The organism is Vibrio sp. 10N.286.49.C3, assembly GCF_041469545.1.
GTDB lineage: Bacteria > Pseudomonadota > Gammaproteobacteria > Enterobacterales > Vibrionaceae > Vibrio > Vibrio tasmaniensis_A.
Map to the genome: position 1 here is coordinate 44,146 of NZ_JBFRKT010000033.1, position 21,029 is coordinate 65,174.

Annotated in this window: 17 protein-coding genes; 13 read left to right on the forward strand and 4 right to left on the reverse strand. The window is 43.2% G+C overall.

The annotated features are described in order from the left end of the window. The first annotated feature begins 114 nt into the window (after positions 1-114). Positions 115-552 carry a PACE efflux transporter gene (locus AB4180_RS15070; protein ID WP_102250286.1) on the forward strand — a complete coding sequence of 146 codons (438 nt, stop codon included), beginning with the start codon at positions 115-117 and terminating at the stop codon, positions 550-552. A gap of 195 nt (positions 553-747) precedes the next feature. Here the strand turns inward: AB4180_RS15070 and AB4180_RS15075 are convergent, their stop codons facing one another. Together AB4180_RS15075 and AB4180_RS15080 are read right to left on the reverse strand one after the other, a co-directional pair. Beyond that, a complete protein-coding gene (locus AB4180_RS15075) occupies positions 748-1,215 on the reverse strand; it encodes a hypothetical protein (RefSeq protein WP_012600934.1) in 468 nt (155 codons plus the stop codon). A gap of 305 nt (positions 1,216-1,520) precedes the next feature. After that, positions 1,521-2,516 carry an AraC family transcriptional regulator gene (locus tag AB4180_RS15080; protein WP_102250287.1) on the reverse strand — a complete coding sequence of 332 codons (996 nt, stop codon included), beginning with the start codon at positions 2,514-2,516 and terminating at the stop codon, positions 1,521-1,523. Between the two features lie 159 nt (positions 2,517-2,675). Here AB4180_RS15080 and AB4180_RS15085 point away from each other — a divergent pair, with 159 nt between their 5' ends. The 5 genes from AB4180_RS15085 (at position 2,676) to AB4180_RS15105 (ending at position 7,433) form a co-directional block, all read left to right on the forward strand. Then, complete coding sequence (locus AB4180_RS15085; RefSeq protein ID WP_017096363.1) at positions 2,676-3,797, forward strand: HlyD family secretion protein; 1,122 nt, start codon at positions 2,676-2,678, stop codon at positions 3,795-3,797. Beyond that, entirely contained in the window at positions 3,787-4,806 is a 1,020-nt protein-coding gene (locus AB4180_RS15090; RefSeq protein ID WP_017096362.1) for a DUF2955 domain-containing protein, read from the forward strand. The genes AB4180_RS15085 and AB4180_RS15090 overlap by 11 nt, the downstream gene beginning before the upstream one ends. Before the next feature lie 22 nt (positions 4,807-4,828). Continuing rightward, positions 4,829-5,929, forward strand: a complete 1,101-nt coding sequence (locus tag AB4180_RS15095) for an AI-2E family transporter (protein WP_017096361.1) — start codon at positions 4,829-4,831, stop codon at positions 5,927-5,929. Beyond that, a complete protein-coding gene (locus tag AB4180_RS15100; protein ID WP_017096360.1) occupies positions 5,930-6,586 on the forward strand; it encodes a potassium channel family protein in 657 nt (218 codons plus the stop codon). It abuts the gene before it with no gap. A 253-nt stretch (positions 6,587-6,839) separates the two neighbouring features. Beyond that, the gene (locus tag AB4180_RS15105; protein ID WP_102250288.1) at positions 6,840-7,433 is read left to right on the forward strand and encodes a hypothetical protein; all 594 of its coding nucleotides are present in this window, start codon (positions 6,840-6,842) and stop codon (positions 7,431-7,433) included. Positions 7,434-7,672: 239 nt separating this feature from the next. On the opposite strand, the gene AB4180_RS15110 is transcribed toward AB4180_RS15105, so the two are convergent. After that, positions 7,673-7,882, reverse strand: coding sequence for a hypothetical protein (locus tag AB4180_RS15110; RefSeq protein WP_004731601.1), 210 nt, complete (start codon positions 7,880-7,882; stop codon positions 7,673-7,675). Between the two features lie 949 nt (positions 7,883-8,831). Here AB4180_RS15110 and AB4180_RS15115 point away from each other — a divergent pair. The 6 genes from AB4180_RS15115 (at position 8,832) to AB4180_RS15140 (ending at position 18,618) form a co-directional block, all read left to right on the forward strand. Beyond that, the gene (locus tag AB4180_RS15115) at positions 8,832-9,764 is read left to right on the forward strand and encodes a siderophore ABC transporter substrate-binding protein (protein WP_029223728.1); all 933 of its coding nucleotides are present in this window, start codon (positions 8,832-8,834) and stop codon (positions 9,762-9,764) included. 99 nt (positions 9,765-9,863) lie between these two features. Next, complete coding sequence (locus AB4180_RS15120) at positions 9,864-10,817, forward strand: ABC transporter permease (RefSeq protein ID WP_009844852.1); 954 nt, start codon at positions 9,864-9,866, stop codon at positions 10,815-10,817. Further along, a complete protein-coding gene (locus tag AB4180_RS15125) occupies positions 10,810-11,760 on the forward strand; it encodes an iron chelate uptake ABC transporter family permease subunit (protein ID WP_017096357.1) in 951 nt (316 codons plus the stop codon). The genes AB4180_RS15120 and AB4180_RS15125 overlap by 8 nt, the downstream gene beginning before the upstream one ends. A gap of 12 nt (positions 11,761-11,772) precedes the next feature. Next, positions 11,773-12,537 (forward strand): ABC transporter ATP-binding protein, encoded by a 765-nt coding sequence (locus AB4180_RS15130; protein ID WP_017096356.1) that lies wholly within the window; start codon positions 11,773-11,775, stop codon positions 12,535-12,537. A 92-nt stretch (positions 12,538-12,629) separates the two neighbouring features. Beyond that, a complete protein-coding gene (locus tag AB4180_RS15135) occupies positions 12,630-13,655 on the forward strand; it encodes a two-component system response regulator (protein WP_102250289.1) in 1,026 nt (341 codons plus the stop codon). After that, on the forward strand, positions 13,648-18,618 hold the full coding sequence (locus AB4180_RS15140) for an ATP-binding protein (protein WP_102250290.1): 4,971 nt from the start codon (positions 13,648-13,650) through the stop codon (positions 18,616-18,618). Before AB4180_RS15135 ends, AB4180_RS15140 begins: the two co-directional genes overlap by 8 nt. A 94-nt stretch (positions 18,619-18,712) precedes the next feature. Here the strand turns inward: AB4180_RS15140 and AB4180_RS15145 are convergent, their stop codons facing one another. Beyond that, on the reverse strand, positions 18,713-19,603 hold the full coding sequence (locus AB4180_RS15145) for a LysR family transcriptional regulator (protein WP_102250291.1): 891 nt from the start codon (positions 19,601-19,603) through the stop codon (positions 18,713-18,715). 227 nt (positions 19,604-19,830) lie between these two features. On the opposite strand from AB4180_RS15145, the gene AB4180_RS15150 reads away from it, so the two are divergent. Then, entirely contained in the window at positions 19,831-21,006 is a 1,176-nt protein-coding gene (locus AB4180_RS15150; RefSeq protein WP_102250292.1) for an MFS transporter, read from the forward strand. Positions 21,007-21,029 lie beyond the last annotated feature (23 nt).

Below are 21,029 nucleotides of genomic sequence, written 5' to 3' on the forward strand. Positions count from 1 at the left end.
GGGATGATAATGCTCAGGCTATCACTAATCGTGATGGCTGTTAACTTTCTCTTATTATTTTCGATGACATAATCCGAGCTAATCCAACACAGACTAGATTATTTAGAGGAATGTATGAGTACGTTAGAAAGAGTGTTCCACTCAGTGTTATTCGAGGTTTTGGCCGTAACACTTTCAATTATTGGTTTAGCGATATTTACCGATCATGATGTGAATGCCTTATCAGGAACCATGATAGTTGTTGCGACCATCGCCATGATTTGGAACTACTGTTTCAACCGCATTTTTGATCGCTACTTTACGGGTGAAAAATCTCAGCGTTCACTTAAGCTGAGAATATTCCATGTGGTTTTGTTTGAAGCAGGCTTGTTGATAGCGACGATCCCAGTGATGGCTTTCTTGCTTAATGTGGGGATTTGGCAGGCATTCTTAATGGATATCGGCGTGACCATTTTTATTACCATTTACGCGTTTGTGTTTAATCTGATTTACGATCACGTGAGAGCCTTCTTGGTACGCAGATCTTTCGCGGTTAAATTTAGAGCGAGCTAAAAGTGGTCTTAATCGTGGCGAGGGAGAAGTAACCTCGTCATTATAAGCTCATCTCCGTCAACACTCCCTCAAAAAAGCGCAAAACGCTTTTAACCGATCCTTCGGGAAGCGTTTTGCTTTTTAGTGATGCAACGTTATCGGCTTCCCGAGTAGCCCACTTATTGTTTGCAGTTCACTTGAAAATCGATAGAGCGCTTAGGCTTTTTCGGTTTTCTGCGTGTCATCCAATGCAAAGTAGATTTTAGAAACAATCACTTCGGCAACCAGAATGGTAAATACCACTGCAAAGAAGGCGACGACACCGTTCCAAGGCCCCGTGAAATCCACTTTGTCACCAAATAGAATGTTGATGGCTTCTAGCATCACGAATTTTGAACCGACGAGAATCACATAGCTCGACAGGCCTCTGTAGATCTTAGGGGCAGTGCCGGGTTTCGACTTGAAGTAATCCGCGAGCTTATGTTCTAAGCCGATGGATAACTTGAGCAACAGCTGTAGCAAAATCGCAGCAGCAAATGAGATGGTGAAAGACTCGATATTGACGAAATCCCAATATTCATCAAAAAAATTGAGAACGGTTAAATCAACGAGTACGGCGAGTGTGTAACCGACAAAGAGCCGTTGGGGCGTATTAAATCCATATACTTTTTCTATATTGCTCATCTACATCTTCCTGAGTAAAGGGTTATAAAAAACTTAGGAGATAAACTTATAACTTTCAAACGCTTATTATTTTATATGCGAAACAGCTCTTAAAGTGGGTGTGGCGCATTATGGTAAGTATCTCTGTCGAGATTGATCCAAGATGGTACTTCGACTTAAAGAGGAGTACGTATGATTATTTATTTTAGGGTACAAGACGTAGAAGAGCTTTGGGGCGCGATAGATTTAGCGACACTCTTACAAATGGAACTGGGAGGAAGGCCTGATGTACTTAGCCCAAAATTGTATTCAGTCCAAAACTACACTTAGTCCAAAATTGAACGTTGGTAAATCTTCGGCGTAAGACCAGACACACGCTTAAACGCACGTGAAAAATGAGAGATGTTGGTGTATCCCAACTGGCTCGAAATGTAGGTCAGCGTGTGTCCTTCTTCCATCAGCTCACATGCGACTGAAAACATTAGGTTTTCTTTGATTTTTCGATAGGTCGTATTTTCATTTTTGAGTTTGCGTTGAAAAGTTCGTACAGAAAAATTGAGCAGTTCAGCCGTTTCTTCAAGTGAGAGATCTTGTTCTTTCATGTAGGGCTTGAGTAGCTCATAAACGCTATCGGTAAAGCTGGTGTGCCACTCAATAAGCGTCGGTTTAGCACTGAGTTCTTTAGAGGTTAGGCGAATTGGGAGTTGTAAGATTTCTTCAGGGATCAGCACAGCCGTCGACGACTGTTCAACAAACAATTGGCAGCTACTTGGCACCAGTGTTTTGACGACATCGATGTCATGTCCTTGCAGACGCACCTTACTAGGCAACCATGGGGATTTGGATAAAATGGTTATTAACTCAATGATATATGTAATTGCAAAAGCTTCTCCCCATTGAAACGTAGGGGAATTGTCTTCGGGTGCAGTTCGGCAAAACCAACTTTGGCCGTGTTCTTGAATAAGCTCGACTTTGCTGCCTGGGGAGTCGTAGGCAAAGATTGAATTTAGGTGTTTCAGCGAATCACCAATGGTTTTAAATTCGGCAAATTGATGCAAGACATTTGGGATGATTCGACGTCGAAATGCGAGTCCTAGAATATCGGTGAACCGAGATACGCCAAGTTGCGCCGATGTGAGATAAATCAAACGCTTAATGGATTCCGATGGCACAAAATCGCTTTCTGATTCGATAAGGTCTGGTGGTAAACCGGAATCTTTAAGCAACATATGTAAATCAAGACCATAGTCAGAAAAAACCTGAACCAGAATTTTAGCGTAGTTCGTCTGAATTACTGGGACTTGGTAGTGACTAGAGGTCATGAGAATACAATCCTGTATATATTGTTGCATTATTAGACGTGCATATCATTTGCAACGTTTTGTTTACTAAATCTAACCCTATTTACTTGAGTTTTCCATTGCTGGGTTTATTTTTAAAGTATTAATTTTGTTGATGTTAGTTATCTAGAAGGGAGCCCCATGTCAGAAGCCAAAGGGAATAAGCAAGAAGCCAATGAAGAAGTTGGCCAGCAAGAAAATGGAAAAGACAAAGTAAGAAAGGTCACAAACTACCTATTGTTGTTTGTTGCATTCATGTTGCTCTTCAGTGTCATTTCAGACCGCATCATCCCTATAACTGATAATGCTCGTGTAAAAGGTTATATCGTTCCAATCAAGCCTGAGGTGTCGGGTAAAGTGCTCGATATACTGGTTCAACCAAACCAACTGGTTAATCAAGGTGACAAGTTAGCCATTTTAGATGAGTCTGATTACAAAATTGCAGTACAACAAGCCGAGCAAAATTTAGAGATTGCAGGCCAAAATGTCGGTGCTCAAACCGCGAGTATTGCTTCAGCGCAAGCGAAACTCACTTCAGCGATTGTTGAAAGACAAAACACCAAACTACAAGCCAAGCGTGTTTTAGAGATGGCAGACAAAGGTGTGGTTTCTAAATCAGATGCAGATAAAGCGCGAGCAGCATTAGCGACCTCTCGAGCAGCTGTTGTGAATGCAGAGGCTGATCTTGAAGGTGCGAAGCAACAAATGGGTAAAGAGGGACAAGAAAACAGTCAAGTGAAAGCGGCGTTGCTGGCACTTGAACAAGCTCAATTGAACCTAGAGCGCACCGTGATAACCGCGCCGACACAAGGTGGTGTTTCTAACTTTAGCCTGTCTGAAGGGTTTTATGCATCGGCAGGGCAAGCAATCATGACCTTTGTTTCAACCGAAGATATTTGGATTGAAGCTTATTATCGAGAGAACAGCCTAGGTAATGTAACGGTCGGTGATGAAGTTGAAGTGGCGTTAGACTTCGCACCGGGCAAAGTGGTAAAAGGGCGCGTAAGTAGCATCGATTGGGGTGTTGATTGGGGGCAAAATGATCAAGCAGGTAAGCTTGCGCAAGCTAGCCAACAAACGGGTTGGTTGCGCCAAACACAGATGCTTCCTATCACCATTGAATTTGATAATGAAGAAGTGACAGGCATGCTCCGAGTGGGTGGCCAAGCGGATGTGATTGTTTATAGCGGCGATAACTTTGTGTTCAACGCGATAGGCAAAGTATGGATTCGTCTGATTAGCGTATTGTCTTATGTCCGATAAGCGGATTCCTGACCAACAAACACAGCAACGTATCCTGCGATTTACTGTCGGGGTCACGTTGGCTGTTTTCTTGGCGGCGTGGATAAACTGGCCACTTGCGTTTGTGGCGCCAGTGTTCACTGCTAAGTTCTTAATTGATAAATCAAACCTCCATAAGGAAACGGTCTACGAATTGCTCTTGGCCGTTGTGGTGACGATGGGGTTAGGTTTATTGCTGTCGCGAGGAATTACCCATTACCCAATTCCATTGCTGATTTTGGTGGGGTTAATGATGCTGTGGGGTTACTACTTGTTTGTCGACCCAAAATGGAACCTGTTCGCCACCATACTGTTGATTGCGGTCTTGATGTTGCCATTCATGGCGATTGATAACCCTGGCGTTTCAGTCATGCTGGCCTCTGGCTTAGCGACCTCTGGTGTGGTTTCAGTCATGCTTTTTGCGTTAGTGCATGTGTTTTTCCCTGAGCCTAAATCGGCGTTCTCTGGCTTCGCTGCTGCGCCACTCGAAAAGAAACAGCGTTGGTATGCGGCCTTTAGGGCGATGATTATCTCCTATCCAGTGGTGTGTTTTTTCTTTATTTTTCAAATATCTGAAGCTTTGCTGACAATGATGTTCATTGCGTTGTTATCGTTGATGATTACGTCAGAGAAGTCGATAAAGTTGAGCGCTTTTCTGGTGATAAGTAACGGTATCGGGGGATTGCTCGCGATTGCTGCTTTTTCAATCCTTTCGATTGTTCCGAATATTATCTTCTACTCTTTATTCATAGGCTTGGTCGCTATTGTGATTGCTAAGAAAATCTACACGGTTCCCGAAAAAGCACCGATTTTCGCCACTGCATTTAGTACCTTGCTAGTACTTGTCGGTAGCACATTGATGAGCTCCGGCGATATCGATAGCAACACTTTTATTCGCATATTCCAATTATTGCTAATTGGCATATATATGATTTTGGCCTCTTTATTCCTAGAAACTCGGAATTGGAAGTTTCTACAAAATCAGCATTAATTTTGTCTAACAAGGACGTCTCATGAAGTTAACCGACGATTTTTCAAAACAGGCGATAGACGCTGCCATCAAAATTGCAGCGATTGCTATGCTCGTCTACTGGTGTTTTGCGATTTTACGCCCATTCATTCTATTGGTTATTTGGGGGGCGATCATTGCGACTGCGCTCTATCCAGTTGCTGTCGCGATTTCAAATAAGACGGGAATGTCGAAAGGAAAAGCCAGCGCATTACTGAGCTTTATCGGAGTACTGTTACTGCTCATTCCTTTAGTTGCGCTCTCTTCCGGTATTTACACCAGTGCTTCGGACCTAATGACAGGGCTACAGGACGGAACCCTGTCTCTGCCGAAACCCAAAGAGTCTTTACAAGATATTCCATTCATTGGGGAGAAGGTATATTCAACCTTGGTAGCTGCCTCCAATAATATTGAAGGTACGTTCATAAAGTATGCTGACGAACTGAAACAGTTTGCGACGAAAGCTGCTTCTGTTTTAGGCTCTCTCGGCGGTGGGTTTATTCAGTTTATTATTTCTACCATCATTGCTGGCGCATTTATGAGTAACGCCGATAAGTGCCAAACGGGGGTCACTCACTTAGTGGCTCGCCTAACCGATGGTAAAGGTGAAGAGTTGGTACAGTTATCTAAATCAACGGTACGTAGTGTCGTGCAGGGTGTGATAGGTGTTGCTGTGATTCAATCCATTATGTCAGCAATTGGTTTAGTTATTGCAGGCGTTCCTGCGGCTGCGTTTTGGGCATTAGCTGTTCTGCTCATTGCAATTATTCAACTTCCGCCGATTCTTGCTTTATTACCTGCAATTATTTACATGTTCAGTGTTGAATCGACGCTAGCGGCGAGCCTGTTCTTAGTGTGGTGTATTTTGGTCAGTGGCAGTGACGCTATTTTGAAACCGATGCTATTGAGCCGCGGCTCTCATATCCCAATGTTGGTTATTCTACTGGGTGCATTGGGCGGAATGGCGATGTCAGGCATCGTTGGTCTGTTTGTTGGTGCTGTGATACTGAGTTTAAGCTATGAGCTGATGATGGCATGGCTTGGACTTGAAGAGAAAAACCAAGAAGAAACTGAGAAAAAACCAGCAGAGGCAGAGGAAAAATAGATGAAGCCAGTCTCTAAAGACGACAACTTCTACTTCTTATTCTATGCACTGTTGGTGTTGTTTTTTGGTTGCGCGGTGATGCAGCAGTTTTATCCGCAAGGTCAAAAGACCATTCTGTTTTTGATCATTATTACTTTGGCTGTTTCGATAGTGGGAATACATAAAGAGCGAGCCTTGTATCGCTCTTGGTATGGTCTGCTATTGATAACCGCTACGGTGTCGGGGGTATTCTCGTTTTTGGAGGACTATAACCTTTCGATAGTGACGTTAACGGCATTGGCGGTGTTTCTGTTCTCACATATTTATTCCGCTCTCAAACAGGTAATGAAAGCAAAGACGGTGACGCCCAATCACATTATTGGTTCTATCTGTATTTACTTGTTGTTAGGGTTCGCTTGGTCGACTATCTACTTGTTGATTTTAGAAATCTTCCCTAATGCATTTAACGGGTTAGAAGAGCAAATCTGGCTGACCAACTTGTTCAATGCGATGTACTTTAGCTTTATCACCTTGACCACGGTTGGCTATGGCGACATATCACCGGCTTTGCCTATTGCTCAATTCTTTGTGTTCATGGAGTCCATTATCGGCAGTTTCTATTTAGCCATCATGGTCGCGAGCTTGGTGAGCATCCGACTTGCGCAGTCTCAATCTTAAGTGCAATCTTTTTCATTTTAGTACCTGTATAAGTTAGAAGTCTGTTTTGTTGGTACAGGTGTAGTATGGTTTTTATTCGATGATCAGTTTTACCATTTCATGCCAAGTAGTGTGAAAACTAGCCAAAAAATAACGTGTTGCGAGAAATTAAGTACGTAGCTAGATGTAACCTATCAAGTTACCGAAAAAACGAGGTTATATAGTGGTATGATCGCGGGCTCAGCACCATAAGTGATAAAGAATAGGAAACAGAATGACTCACCTTACAGAGCAGCAAGAAGCTGCAATGGCGACGTTTAAGGAAAACTTACACCTTCCAAACGGTGGTTTTCATAAACTGATTATCGAGCTAAGTAAGGAATATCAGCTGCCTTTTCAAAAGGTGCGTGCGGTTTTAAAGAAAGCTCAAAAAGGTGTTGAACGACAGATACGAGAAGACTTTAACAGTGTTGATGGCACAGTACTGAGCCAAGAGAATTGGGTGAACATTATTAAGTCGAAGCTTGTTGAGTTAGCGGAAGAAAACCAAACGGTGATGGATAAGCTGCAACAAAACCTGAAGTATCAAAAAGTGTTGTCGGCAACCGAAGGTTCAATCGCAAGTGAAGACGAACGTGACGAGTTGATTGAAGAGTTGATTCAAGCTTATGAGAAAGAGGTGTTCAAACCTTTACTGGCGATGCTGCATACAACAAAGCTGTATTGGAAGTTAATGCTGGTGGATGAGACATGTAAGATGAATGAGGAGAATCGTGAGAAATTCAGCGATTACCCTCAACACATGCAAGCTGCAGAACACTTATATACTCTTGATCAAAAGTTAAGGTCGATGCCGTTAACTTATTAGTCCATGAATGCAATGATAATGACTCATTGGTGATTCAGAGTTTGATATAAGTTGGTTTCAATAGAAGCACGATAACCTAGCTAGCGTTAGCCGCGTGTGAAATGCAAAAAGGGCTAGGTTTCTGATCTGTTTTACTTCTACTCTATTTTGTTCTGCTAGAGCGAATTGAGGGTGACATCTTTGACTTTTTTTATATCTGTCGAACTAGACGGTGTTTCTTTTGCAGCCTATGGGAAATGCTATAGGAGTGTGAAATGTCCTAGGGTGTTTCCGTTGCCTGAAACGATAGTTCCGATGCTTTCTCGTTCATTAAATTCAAAGTCGATGAGATAACTGTGATGTTGTAGCTTGGGCAATATGTGGCGGTGGAGTATATCGCTATTGAGCTGTCGAATCTCGGTGACCCATGAAATCTCTTCTTTGTGTAAGTCTATTTTAATCTTGAGCATTTATTACCTTTTAGTTTATTGACTGTTTTTTCGCGTGATAGTTGGTACCAATGGGTTTGTCGTGTTGTTCTGCGTGACATAACTGTGCCTTGTGTTTATTACATTTGTATTTAAGTGATCGATCTATTCTGACTTCGCTGATAAAAGAGCGAATGACGAGAGATCGGTAGTAGGATCGAATTTAAAAGCTATTGAATGACTATCTGGGTGAAAGCTGACGCAGAGATGGTGTAACGAGGGAATCGAGAACTGTCTATGTGGAACTTGGACTTACTTTAGCATTAACAGCTCTATAGATTAGAGCCAGGTGGCGAACTATACGCCTAGTTTTTTAAATTACAACCCTATTTCTAATTAAATTTAAAAATATTTTTGAATGATTTGCCGTCGCTTATTGATAGTTAAATGAACGAAGGACAGGGGATTGACCAAGGTATCTGACTGAGGCTCTGTTTTGCACCGCTTCGTATTCTTTGTCATTGGTGGTTTTAATTGAGGTATTAATTTAGTGGTGGTTAAGTGTCTGTTATACTTGGTCTTTACATTGTAAATTGCAATTTGTGACTCTGAGGTTTAGCGTTGTAATTAGGAGGTTTAGCGTTGTAATTACAGGGTTTTCGGACATTTTCCCCCATCAGGTTTTTTCTTCAGATTGATGATCATTTTCCTCTTCGCGCTTTTTGCTATTTTTGATTCCTAATATATCTCCCGACTACGCAAAACATGAATACTCACTTTTACATTTCTGAATAATAAAGTTGTTGTGTCGCTAATTTAACGCAAATATAATTGATAATAGTTCTCACTTGCGTTACAGGTTTGTTGTCAAAGCAATGACAGACTTTAAATTATCGTTATTTAGCCGTTGTGTACGCCCCATGCTCATCTATGAGTAATGTGACTTTTATTGTCATGAGTGGTGGTTTGTATCCTTGGCAAAGGAAGACACATGAAGAAAACAATCAATTCAGTTCGTCAGTTATTGGGTGGGCTTGCTATCGCTCTTGCATCATCATTGATAATGACCGCTCAAGCGGAAACAATCACTATTGAACACGTAAAGGGCACGGTGCAGTTTACCGAAGTACCACAGCGCGTTGTAGTACTTGGCTTTGGTAGCTTAGATGTGCTTGATCAGATTGGTATACAGCCAGTTGGCGCGCCTCACAGCCTAATGCCTGACTATCTAGCTTCGTACAAAGATACGACGGCAAATACGGGCTCATTGAGTGAACCTGATTTTGAAGCTATCTACATGCTGAAGCCTGACATCATCATTGCCGAAAACCGTATGCTTAAGGTTTACGATCAACTAGCAAAAATAGCTCCGACCATCATGTTCTCTATTGAAGGTGACAAATACTGGGCTGATGCTCAGCAAAACTGGCGCGCGCTAGGCAAGCTCTTCGGTAAGCAAGCTAAAGTAGAAGCGCTCATTAAAGAGACTCAAGCGTCTATCACGGCGGTTAACGACAAAGTCGCGTCTGACGAAACGTCAGCAATGATGCTAATGAACAACGGCAACAACATTGCGATGTTCAATAAGGGCAGTCGCTTCTCAATCATCTTTGATGACTTTGGCTTTGTGGAGTCAAAGAGTGCGACAGTGGCTCCGATTAAAGGGAATCACGGCAATCTAATCTCGTTTGAATATATTGCTGACGCAAAACCTGAAGTGCTTTACGTGCTTGACCGCGAAAAAGCGATCGGTAAGTCAGAAGGGCGCGCACAACAGCTGTTTGACAACCCACTGGTTGCAGCAACACCTGCAGCGCAGCAAGGCAACATCGTTTACCTTGATTCAAGTGCTTGGTATCTGGTAGGTGGCGGCGTAACAGCGATTCACAGAATGCTTGGCGACATTGAACGTACGATTCAATAGTTACTAGTCATCAGATTCTCGGGCTTATAAGAGTGTTCTTATAAGCCCTTTTTCACTTTTTTATACGGTCTCCCCGATCCTACCTTTAGTATTACTTCTATGTTAAAACCCATTGCAGCTGCTGTATTTCTTGTTGTGTTATGCGTTGCGTCATTAATGATTGGAGTCGCTGAGATCAGTTTTAGCGATTTTTTCAATGGCAACCAACACGCCAACTCTATTTATGTTGTTAGTCGGATCCCTCGACTGTTCGCGATTGTGCTTGCCGGTGCTGGCTTGAGTGTTGCTGGCTTGATAATGCAACAGATTGTTCAGAATAAGTTTGCTGCACCTTCTACGATGGGCACCATTGATTGCGCCATGTTGGGGTACATCGTCGGTATTCTGGTGCTGGGTAATGCCGCTCAATGGAGCTACTTAGGCTTTATCTTTGCGTTTGCGGTGTTAGGCACCATGCTATTGGTCCGCTTTCTACAACACTTGAAGTTCAAGAATGCGGTGTTGGTACCTTTGATTGGCATCATGTATGGCAACGTTATTTCCTCTCTAACAACCTTTATCGCTTACAAATACGATTTAGTACAAACCATGTCAGCTTGGACGATGGCGAACTTTGCGAGTGTATTGCAAGGCAGCTATGAAATCCTTTACCTCGCGGTTCCTGCATGTGTGTTGGCTTATTACTTTGCGAGTCAGTTCAGTGCGGCAAGTATTGGTGAAAGCTTCGCAAAAAACATTGGCCTCAATTATCAGAAGATCGTCTTCATTGGTGTGGCATTGGTTGCTATCTGCGCCTCTTCTGTAGTGATGATCGTCGGTGTTATCCCATTCCTTGGCCTTATCGTGCCGAATATCGTGTCGCTGATGATGGGCGATAACATGAAGAAGATTCTGCCTTGGACAGCCTATTGGGGCGTGATCTTGGTATTGGTTTGTGACTTGTTAGCTCGAATCGTCATCTTCCCTTATGAGATACCAATCTCGATGGTAATCAGCATCTTTGGTGGCTTGATTTTTATCTACCTAATCATGAGAGACAAGTCGAATGCGTGATTCAGTAAAAATTGCGATTCTGGCTATCGCGTCTTTGGGGATGGCGGCAGTATTTGTGGGGCAAGGACTTGCGTGGGATAACTACGAGTTCTTCTTATCTTTGCGACTACCAAAACTGCTGTCGATTGTGTTGGCGGCGGTGGCGATCTCTGCATCGTCATTGGTGTTCCAAACCATTACTAATAATCGAATTCTAACCCCATCCATCTTGGGCTTTGACAGTCTGTATATGCTGGTTCAAACGGTGCTTCTGTTTGTGTTTGGCAGTACCAGTTTCTGGGTGATTGATTCAATCGTAAACTTTTCATTGTCTGTGACTGTGATGATCTTGTTCTCGTTTGCGCTGTTCCATTTTTACTTCAAGAGCAAGCGAAACAACGTATTTACACTGTTGTTGATTGGTATTGTGTGCGGCAGCGTATTCTCAAGCTTGGCTAACTTCCTTGCGATGTTAATTGACCCGAACGAGTTTGCCGTGCTGCAGAATGTGATGTTCGCAAGCTTCAATAACGTGAAAGGCGAACTGGTTTACCTCAGCCTTATTCCATTAGGTTTGAGCTTGCTTGGCCTGTGGTTGTTAGCGCCTAAGCTTGATGTGCTTTGGCTTGGTATTGATAACGCAACAAGCTTGGGTGTGAACACCAAGCGACTGACTCAGATTACTTTGGTGATTGTGTCAGTGATGGTCGCGGTATCGACTGCTTTGGTTGGCCCTGTGTTGTTCTTTGGTTTAATCACCGTGAGCTTAGCTCGTCAGATATTCAAATCTTATCAACATCGTGTGCTTATCATCGCGAGCAGTTTGTTAGCGGTCGTTCTATTGGTTTCAGGCCAATGGTTTATCGAAAAAGTAATGGCGTTTGAAACCACAGTAAGCGTGATCATTAACTTGGTCGGTGGTTTGTATTTTATGTTCTTGTTGTTACGTACCAGAATTCAGTAAAGGTAGTAAGTAGTGATTAAATTAACAGGTTTAACTAAGAAGTATGGCAAGTCACTCGTGGTTGATGATGCCAGTGCTATGTTCCCGAAAGGGGAAGTGACTTCTATTATTGGCCCAAATGGTGCGGGTAAAAGTACGCTGCTTTCTATGGCGAGTCGCTTAACCGAAAGTGATGCGGGCGAGGTCGTTATTGGCGATAAATTACTGGCTGAATGGGATACCAAAGAGCTTGCGAAGCACCTTGCTGTGTTAAGACAATCAAACAACATCAATATGCGATTTACGATTCGTGAGTTGGTCTGTTTTGGGCGTTTCCCACATTCTCAAGGTCGCTTGAAAGACGAAGATCATAAGATCGTCGATACGGCACTAGAGCACCTTGGCATTACCGATATTCAAAACAAATACTTAGATGAGCTCAGTGGCGGTCAGCGTCAAATGGCGTTTATTGCAATGGTAGTGGCGCAAGATACCGACTATGTCTTCTTGGATGAGCCACTAAACAACCTAGATATTAAACACTCTGTAGAAATCATGCAGACGCTACGTCGTCTAGCGCATGAGTTTAATAAGGCGGTGGTTATTGTGATTCACGACATCAACTTTGCTTCTTGTTACTCAGATAACATTGTCGCGATGAAGAGGGGCCAAGTGGTTAAGTCGGGCAAGGTCTCTGAAGTGGTTGAAAAGTCAGTGATGGAGTCGATTTACGAGATCCCATTTGAGATTCGTGAGTTCGATGGTGTTCGAATCTGTATGTATTATTCAGGTCGTTAGGTTGCGGGTTCGCTAGGCTATTTTTTCTGATTAACCTCTAAAAATCGTTCTACACTATATTTATAACTGTTTGATTTTTATACGAGGTATCAATGAGTCGTAAACCCATAGTGTTAGTCGTAGATGACACCCCAAGCAATTTGGATGTGTTGACTGCAATACTTAAAGATACCTATCAAGTCAAAGTAGCAATTAACGGTACCATTGGCATCAAGATAGCCAAGATGGTGCCTCAGCCAGACCTCATTCTCCTCGATATCATGATGCCTGATATTGACGGTTATGAAGTTTGCAGACAGCTCAAAGAACAGCCCAACACCGCGCATATCCCCATTATCTTCGTTACTGCCAAAATTGGACCTGAAGCCGAAGTAAAAGGGCTCTCCTTGGGGGCTGTAGATTACCTAACCAAACCGATAACCCCTGCTATTGCACTCCAGCGTGTGAAAACGCATATCGCACTTTATGACCAACAACGCGCGTTGTTTAGTCAGGTAAAAGAGAAAACTCAAGAGATCAATCTCGGTAAGCTAGAAACACTGAACATACTGGGTAGAGCTGCTGAATTTAAAGACAATGAAACAGGCATGCACGTTAAGCGTATGAGTCACTACTGTGAAGTGCTAGCTAAAGCCTTGGGAATGACTGACGAAGATACCGAGACGTTGCGTGATGCAGCACCAATGCATGATATTGGCAAGATTGGCATTCCCGATAGTGTGCTGCTAAAGCCTGGTAAGTTGGATGCCGGTGAGTGGAGTACCATGCAGAAACACGTCGAGTACGGTGTTGAAATTCTTGGTAGGCAGAGTGATTCCAAACTGATGCGTATGGCGATTCAGGTGGCGCAATATCATCATGAGAAATGGGATGGCAGCGGTTACCCAAACCAGATCGCGGGTGAAGAAATTCCTTTGGTAGGAAGAATCGCTGCGGTGGCTGATGTGTTTGATGCCTTGACAGCAGAGCGTCCTTATAAGAAGGCTTGGAGTGTCGATGAGGCACTGAGCTTGTTTGAAGAACAGAAAGGCAAACATTTTGATCCAACTATCGTTGATCTGTTCTTTCTTAAGTTGCCCGAGATTCTTGCGATTAAAGAGAAGTTTAGCGATGAGTGATGGCTTGATGTTGTCACTAAATCGTTTTGTATTATCTCTTATCATTGGCTTATTGGTGTGGTCACTAGTCATTCGCAGTGTAAACGCGGCTGAAGTGACCGATGCTAAGTTAAACCAGTGGTTGGAAAACCAACCGACCATCACATTTATTGCGCTTTCCGACCATTACCCGTACTCATTCATCGATGACGACGGGCTGGTTTCTGGGATCATCAAAGATTGGACATTGGATCTTGAACAGCGTTTTGGTGTCCATGTTCGGTTTATCACAGTTAACTCGCGCGTCGAGGCCAAAGCGGCGTTAGTCGATGGGCGAGGCGACGTGTTCCCATTCCAACAGTTCGACCCAAGTGAAGGTGGACGTTTTCTTGCAAGTGATCCCTATATTCCTTATCAGGTGGCTGTGATAGTCCCTATCGACAAAAAACTCGATGGAAATCTAGATCAAAATAATAAACGCCGCATTGCGATGGTAAATGAAAACATAGACTTGGAGCGTGCAGGAGTGAGGTTGAGCTCTATCGAAAGAGTCGATTTTGAGAATGTTATTGATGCGGTGCGTGCGTTAGGGTCTGGTGATGTTGAAGGCATGGTCGGTGAACCTATCACCACTATGGATCTTGCGAAAAAGATTGGCGTTCATGGTCTAGCGGTCAACTATGTTTTGGAGCATTGGAAAAAGTTAGAAGCGTCGATGGTGATTCGAAATGACGAACCAGAGCTACTGACGCTAATCAACAAACAAATTGAAACTTTTGACGTTGCAAATAAGAACCAGATTTTATCAAAGTGGCTAGATACCTCTCCTTATCGAGTGCCACTAAAAGGCGTATTTGGCTTTGGTAACCCTCCGTATATGTATCCAGACAGCACCGCGGTCGGGCTAGAACACGACATTATTCAACGTGCTCTTAATGATATGGGGCATAAGCTGGGTGACGTTGTCACTCTCCCTCCTAGTGCCGCTAGAAAGGCCATCGACAACAATAATTCTATTGCCTTTGTTTCTGGAGTTCAGTTTGATGATCCTAATGCTCATTTCCTAAGTGATAAAGTTCTTAATGTTGAGTTTGTTCCTGTTTCACTGACTCGCCGCAAGCTCAAACTTGAATTTCAGAACGACCTATCACTAGGGGCGTTATTGTTCGACGAGACCTCACCAATTAAAAATTCTGTTGAAGTACTGAAGGGTAAGTTAGACATTGGTCGTGTCGAAGATTACGAAGGTCTTGAATCGGCATTCTCACAATTGAGGGCTCAAAATGTTGACCTGTTAATGGTTGAACGAAGAGTGCTGGAGTGGTTTATCACCAATACTCGTTTTATTGAAATGGCAGAGCTAACGTTACATGACGAGTATAAAGTTGAGTATCCGATCTATGTTGACTTTAAGAGTGAGGAAATCAGAGACAGCTTCAATGCCGCGATTAACAACCTTAAACAGGCCGATGACGGTTTAAGCCAAATTATCGAGATGCAGGTTCAGAATGATCTAAGCCAAGTGCTTAAAAAGGCGAATATCATAGCGCAAATATCCGCGTATTTTATCGTCAATGACCGCTTTGAAGAGTTAACCGAAGTTTTTGAAATTTTCGATACGGACAGTTCATTTCAGGTGATCACTGCACAGGCGGATAATAGTAATCGTCCAATCAAATCTTGGTACATCGGTAACCTAGTTGATGAATATGGAGAGAAGAAAAACACCTCTCACTTTTCATCAGTCACCAAGGTGGCAAATTATCGAACCAAAGGAGGGAGCACCAATTCTGGTTCGATGACTTTCTACTTTGATGTTCAGTCGTTAGAGCGGAACCATGTTTATTTTCCATCAGTCGAACAATTTAGTTCATTCGGAGATGCGGCGAAACGCTATATTGCGGATGTTTATCAAGCGAGTAATTTGACTGGAGAGATCTTAAATCTAAGCCAAAAAGAGAGGAAGTGGATCAAAGACAATCCGGATGTTCGGATAGGTATCGATCCAAATTCGTTGCCTTATGAGGCGGTATCCAATGCCGGTGAATACATCGGTATGATTGACGATTACCTAACGCTCATTGAGCACAAAACAGGGTTAAGTATCAACCATGTAGACGTTGCAAGTTGGTCTGAGACCCGAAGCTTGGTTGATCATCATGAAGTAGAACTGGTCTCCGCAGCACAAGAGAACCGTTCGTTAGGAGACAACGTCAAAGCAGTCAAGAGCCTGTTTTCAAGCCGTTTAGCTATTGCATCGAGACGAGACATAAGTAGCTTGGTGCTTGAGGAAGCTGAAGGATGGAAAATCGGTATCTTGAAGAACGCAGCAAATACCGATGCGATTGTCGGGAAATACCCGAATATTGAATGGGTGAAAGTAGAATCCACTGAAGATGGGCTTAACCGACTGGATGATGAAACCCTAGATGGCATGATCGATACTGTCGAAGTCCTAAACTACCTCATTGATTCATTTGGTCATCGTGAGGTCGGAATTATCGGACGACTTGATTTTTTCCTTTCACCCACCTTACACGTCATTAAGTCTGAACCTTTGCTTTATTCCATTGTGAATAAGGCGATTGAGAGCATTTCTGCTGAAGAACGTCAAAAGATATCGGCGAAGTGGGCAGCGCCAAAAGCGATAGAAAGAGTCGACTATGAATTGGTTTATACCATTTCAGGTTTTGCTTTGGTGATCGTTTTACTTATCGTTTTCTGGAATCGAAAACTCTCGAAACAAATAAGCATTGCCAATGATGCAACAGAGGCGCTTAAGAAGGCTCAGGAGCAGCTCTACAATATGCTTAACAGCTCTCCTATCGCCGCGAGTGTTGTGTTTGAAGAGAAAGTTCGTTATGCCAACGATACTGCGAAACGGCTGTTTGGGGTTGAAGGTCTTGATCTTGATTCTATCGATGTAGCTTCTATTCATGACTCTTTATCCGTTCGGGATGATGTACATAAGGAGCTAATGCTCAATGGCAAGGTAGTAAACCGGGAGTTGGTGCTTAGAAAATCTGATGGAACCCGTTTCGTTGCGCTCGTCAGCTATTATTTGTTTGAGCTAGATGGCGAGATAGCCACGCTATTTTGGGCATTCGATATTTCAGAAATGAAGCGCCTTAATGAGCAATTAGAAGAAGAGAAACAGAGGGCCGATTTGGCGAGCCAAGCTAAATCGGAATTCTTAGCCAATATGAGCCATGAAATTAGAACGCCAATGAACGCTATTATTGGTTTGTCTTATCTGGCGATTGGCGAAATATCTAATCCTGTTGCTCGAAACTATATTGAGAAAGTGCACCGTTCGGGGCATTCACTGTTAAGCATCATTAATGACATCCTCGACTTCTCTAAGATAGAGGCGGGACAGCTTGTCATTGATAGCATCCCATTTGATCCCGTGACGACATTCCAAGATGTCATTGAGTTGATGGAACCCAAAGCGAATGAGAAGCAACTTAACTTGTCTATGTCGATAGATCCAGAGTTAAACACTCCTCTGCGCGGCGATCCATTAAGGCTGTTCCAAGTAATACTTAACCTTGTTGGTAATGCGATTAAGTTTACGGAAACTGGTAGTGTCTCGTTAACTGTAGCCCTTGTTGAATCAGATGATAACAGTCTGACTATGAAGGTGATGGTGGCCGATACAGGCATAGGAATTTCTGATGAGAATCTACACAAGCTCTTTGAAGCATTTAGCCAAGCCGATAGTACAACCACGCGCCGATTCGGTGGCACAGGGTTAGGACTCAATATTAGTCAGAAATTGGTTCGTGCAATGGGTGGCCAAATTAGTGTTGGGAGTGTTTTCGGGCAAGGCAGCGAGTTTTCGTTTGTTCTAACATTGCCAAGATCAAGCGTTGAAAAATTGGCAGAGTTTAAAGCCCAAGAGCTGCAACTGGATTACCAGATAGAGTTCAAAGGTCAAAGGGTGTTGCTAGTTGAAGATAATGAGTTAAATCAAGATTTAGCTTTGGCATTCTTCACCCGCTCTAATCTGAATGCCGACTTGGCAGAGAATGGAAAAGAGGCACTGGAGTTAGCTCAAAGCAATGAATATGAGATGATCTTTATGGACCTGCAAATGCCGATTATGGATGGTTTCGAAGCTACACGTTTGATTCGTGAGTTTGATAAAGATGTACCAATTATTGCGATGTCGGCCAATGTGTTTGCTGATGCGAAACAGCGAGCGCGAGAGGCTGGAGTCACGGACTTCTTGGATAAGCCCATTATTATCGATAAAGCCACCGCTTTGATTACGAAATACATCGTGCCAGAGGTTTTGGTTGAGGGTAAAGCGTCATCAGAGTCGCCTTTAGTTAGGATGCAAAATAGCAGCTCTAACAGTCCGACATTAAGCTCTGATACTCTGATGGTTCTCCCTGTTTTCTCATTGCCAAGGTTCGGTCAGCTGACTCATCATGATGTGAAGCTGCAAGACAAGATGCTTGGTAGATTCTGCCAAGGGGCGCCTGACATTATGTCGGATACCTTCGACAACCTAGTGCAAGATGAATGGGTGACGTTAGAGCGGAACCTACATACGTTAAAAAGCATGGCGGCTTCTATTGGCGGGTTGCAATTGGCTGAACAACTCGGTGGTCTTGAAAGCAAAGCGCATAACAAGGCGTGTGATGAGCAGGATCTTAAACAAGCTGAGCTTGGGTTAATCGAATTGATCAAAACGGTAGAGAGCAGCTTTGATGGCTCTGGTGCTCAAGGTGTTGAAACGGCATGTACTCAAGAAACTGAGGTGAGAAGCGCTGATGCATCGAATTCGCCTAATATCACTCAAGAGCAGCGTGCTAAGTTGTATTCGCTGTTGGATGCTTATGATAACGATGCGACCCAATACGTGACTGAATTACTGGCACAGTATCCACATTCAGCAGTTCTTAAAGATGTCCAAAGTGCGTTAGATAATTACGACTTTGAACGAGCCAAAGAGGTTCTGAGTGCTTCTGAGTAGCTGTCTTTTGAACATCACTCCAACATTAAAGCCTTTAGCTCTTGCTGCGAAATAACGAACTAGCTAAAGGCTTTACTTCTTTCTGTGTCTCGGATTAATTACTGACCTGTTGTTTGATTAGATCGATAAGGGTGTTGTATCTGTGCGGCAGTTTTCGATTTCTTTTCTGAACCAAATACAGTGTTTCTTCAACCTTCACTTTAGGTGGCACAACATGCAACTTCTCTTTGTCTGGAAAGTTTTCGACAGCCCCTGCGGGTAACACGGTGAACCCAAGCCCTTTTGATACGGGTAATAGAATTTGGTGGAGTTGATTAATGTAGCCAGACTTCGGGATCTCATTGATGTTGATGTTCGCTAAATCTTTATCTCCGCATAGGTCAAAATACAAAGACAGGTAATGAGCAGAGTCTGGATGGGCTATGAGGCCGATATTGTGCAGAGCTTCAGGGGTAATCTCTAAGTCAGCAAGACTATGATGGACGATTAAGCACAGCGCCTCATTACCAATAACTTGGCTCTGATAATAGCTGTCATTGGGTGAATGTCTTACGATTCCAATATCGGTGGTGCCTTGGATTAGGTCGTTCAATATCTTTTTGTTCGGTGCCGCTTCTAGGTTGATGCTGAGGTCTTGATGTTGCTGCTGCAGTTCAAGAAGCTTGGGATACAGACGTAAAGAGAGTGAACCCGAACAGGATAGATGACATTGCCCTGCATAAGGATTGTCAAAACTCAGAGATTCGAATAAATCTTCTTGGTCTTTTTCTAGCTTGAGCGCATAGCGATACATAATCCGACCCTGTTCGGTCAGCTCGAAGCTTTTATTTTCCCGAGAAAGCAGGTCACAATAGCAAGCTTGTTCAAGCTTCTTGATGTGCTGGCTGACTCCTGGTTGTGTCATGTACAACTTTTCTGCGGTTTGGGTGAAATGTCCAACTTCAACCAGAGTCTTAAATGTATTGAGCCAAAGTGGATTGATCATACTCACCTTCAAATACTAAAGCCTATAAATAACAGAAAATTATTATTATCTTAAGTAATGATAATTTCAACTCTAGCGTCTTAAGTAACGCTAATCAAAGTCATATGGTGGTAACACTTTCTATTGGTCTATTGGTCTACTTGTAGAGTTGCTATGAGTAACAAAGTGTTGCGACTTTGTTGATTATTTGGTCTATTGACCAACTGTGCTCATATTTAGGAACGAAGATGAATAGAAATGTTTGGCTGCTCTCACTGTGTCAGGCCTTGTTGATGACGGGTAACATATTACTGATCTCTGTGATTGGCTTGATCGGCAAGCAGATTGCGCCCAGTGTGAGCATGATTACCTTACCAGTTGCACTGCAGTTTTTGGGTTTAATGGCAGCCACTATTCCTGCGTCTCTAATTTCAGGTAAGTTAGGGAGAAAGCGAGGATTTAGCATTGGTAATGTGGTTGGCATTACAGGGGCTAGCCTTGCCACTTACGCACTGTCTCAGCAAAATTTCTATCTGTTTTGTTTCGCCACGTTCTTACTTGGGATAGGTATAGGTTTTGGCACGCTTTATCGTTTTGCTGCTATCGAAGTGTGTGACGAAAATGCACGCCACCGTGCGATTTCAATATCAATGGCTGGTGGAGTGTTGGCGGCGGTACTCGGGCCTAACTTAGCGATCATGTCTCAACAATGGTCAGCAGATGGCTTGTACATTGGTGCTTTTGCTTCTTTGATTGGATTGAACATTCTTGCGTTACTCATCTTACAAACCATTCAGTTTCCTAAAGTCTCTTTTAATAGTCAGGCTCCCAAAGCCGATCCTTTAGGTGTGATCGTTAAAGCGCCGAACTTTATTGGTGCGGTCTTTGCAGCCATGGTTGCTTACGCTGTAATGAACATTTTGATGACTGCAACGCCATTGGCAATGATTGGCTGTGGTTTTGACTTTACTAAAGCTGCTGGCGTGATTGAGTGGCACGTGTTGGGGATGTTTGTACCTGCATTTTTTACCGGATCACTTATCGAGAAGTTTGGCTCAAGAATGATGATCTTGGCGGGCGGGATTCTGTTCGTCGTCTGTATCGCGATTAACATTCATGGCGAATCTATCTGGCACTTCAGAGCTGCTCTAGTTGTGCTTGGTGTGGGTTGGAACTTTATGTTCATCGCTGCAACAGGCTTATTCAGCCAGTCGTATCAAGCTCAAAATAAAGCCAAGGCACAAGCGTTCAATGAATTTGTTGTGTTTGGTTGTGTAACTGTCACGGCGCTACTGTCTGGTTGGTTGGAGTCAACAGTAGGTTGGCAAAACCTTAACGTTTACGTTTTACCATTCGTTTTGGCCGTAATTTTGTTGTTTGCATTCAGTGCGCGTAAATCACGCATTCAAAAGCAGCCCGTGTAATGGTTCATCGAATGGTGGTTCAG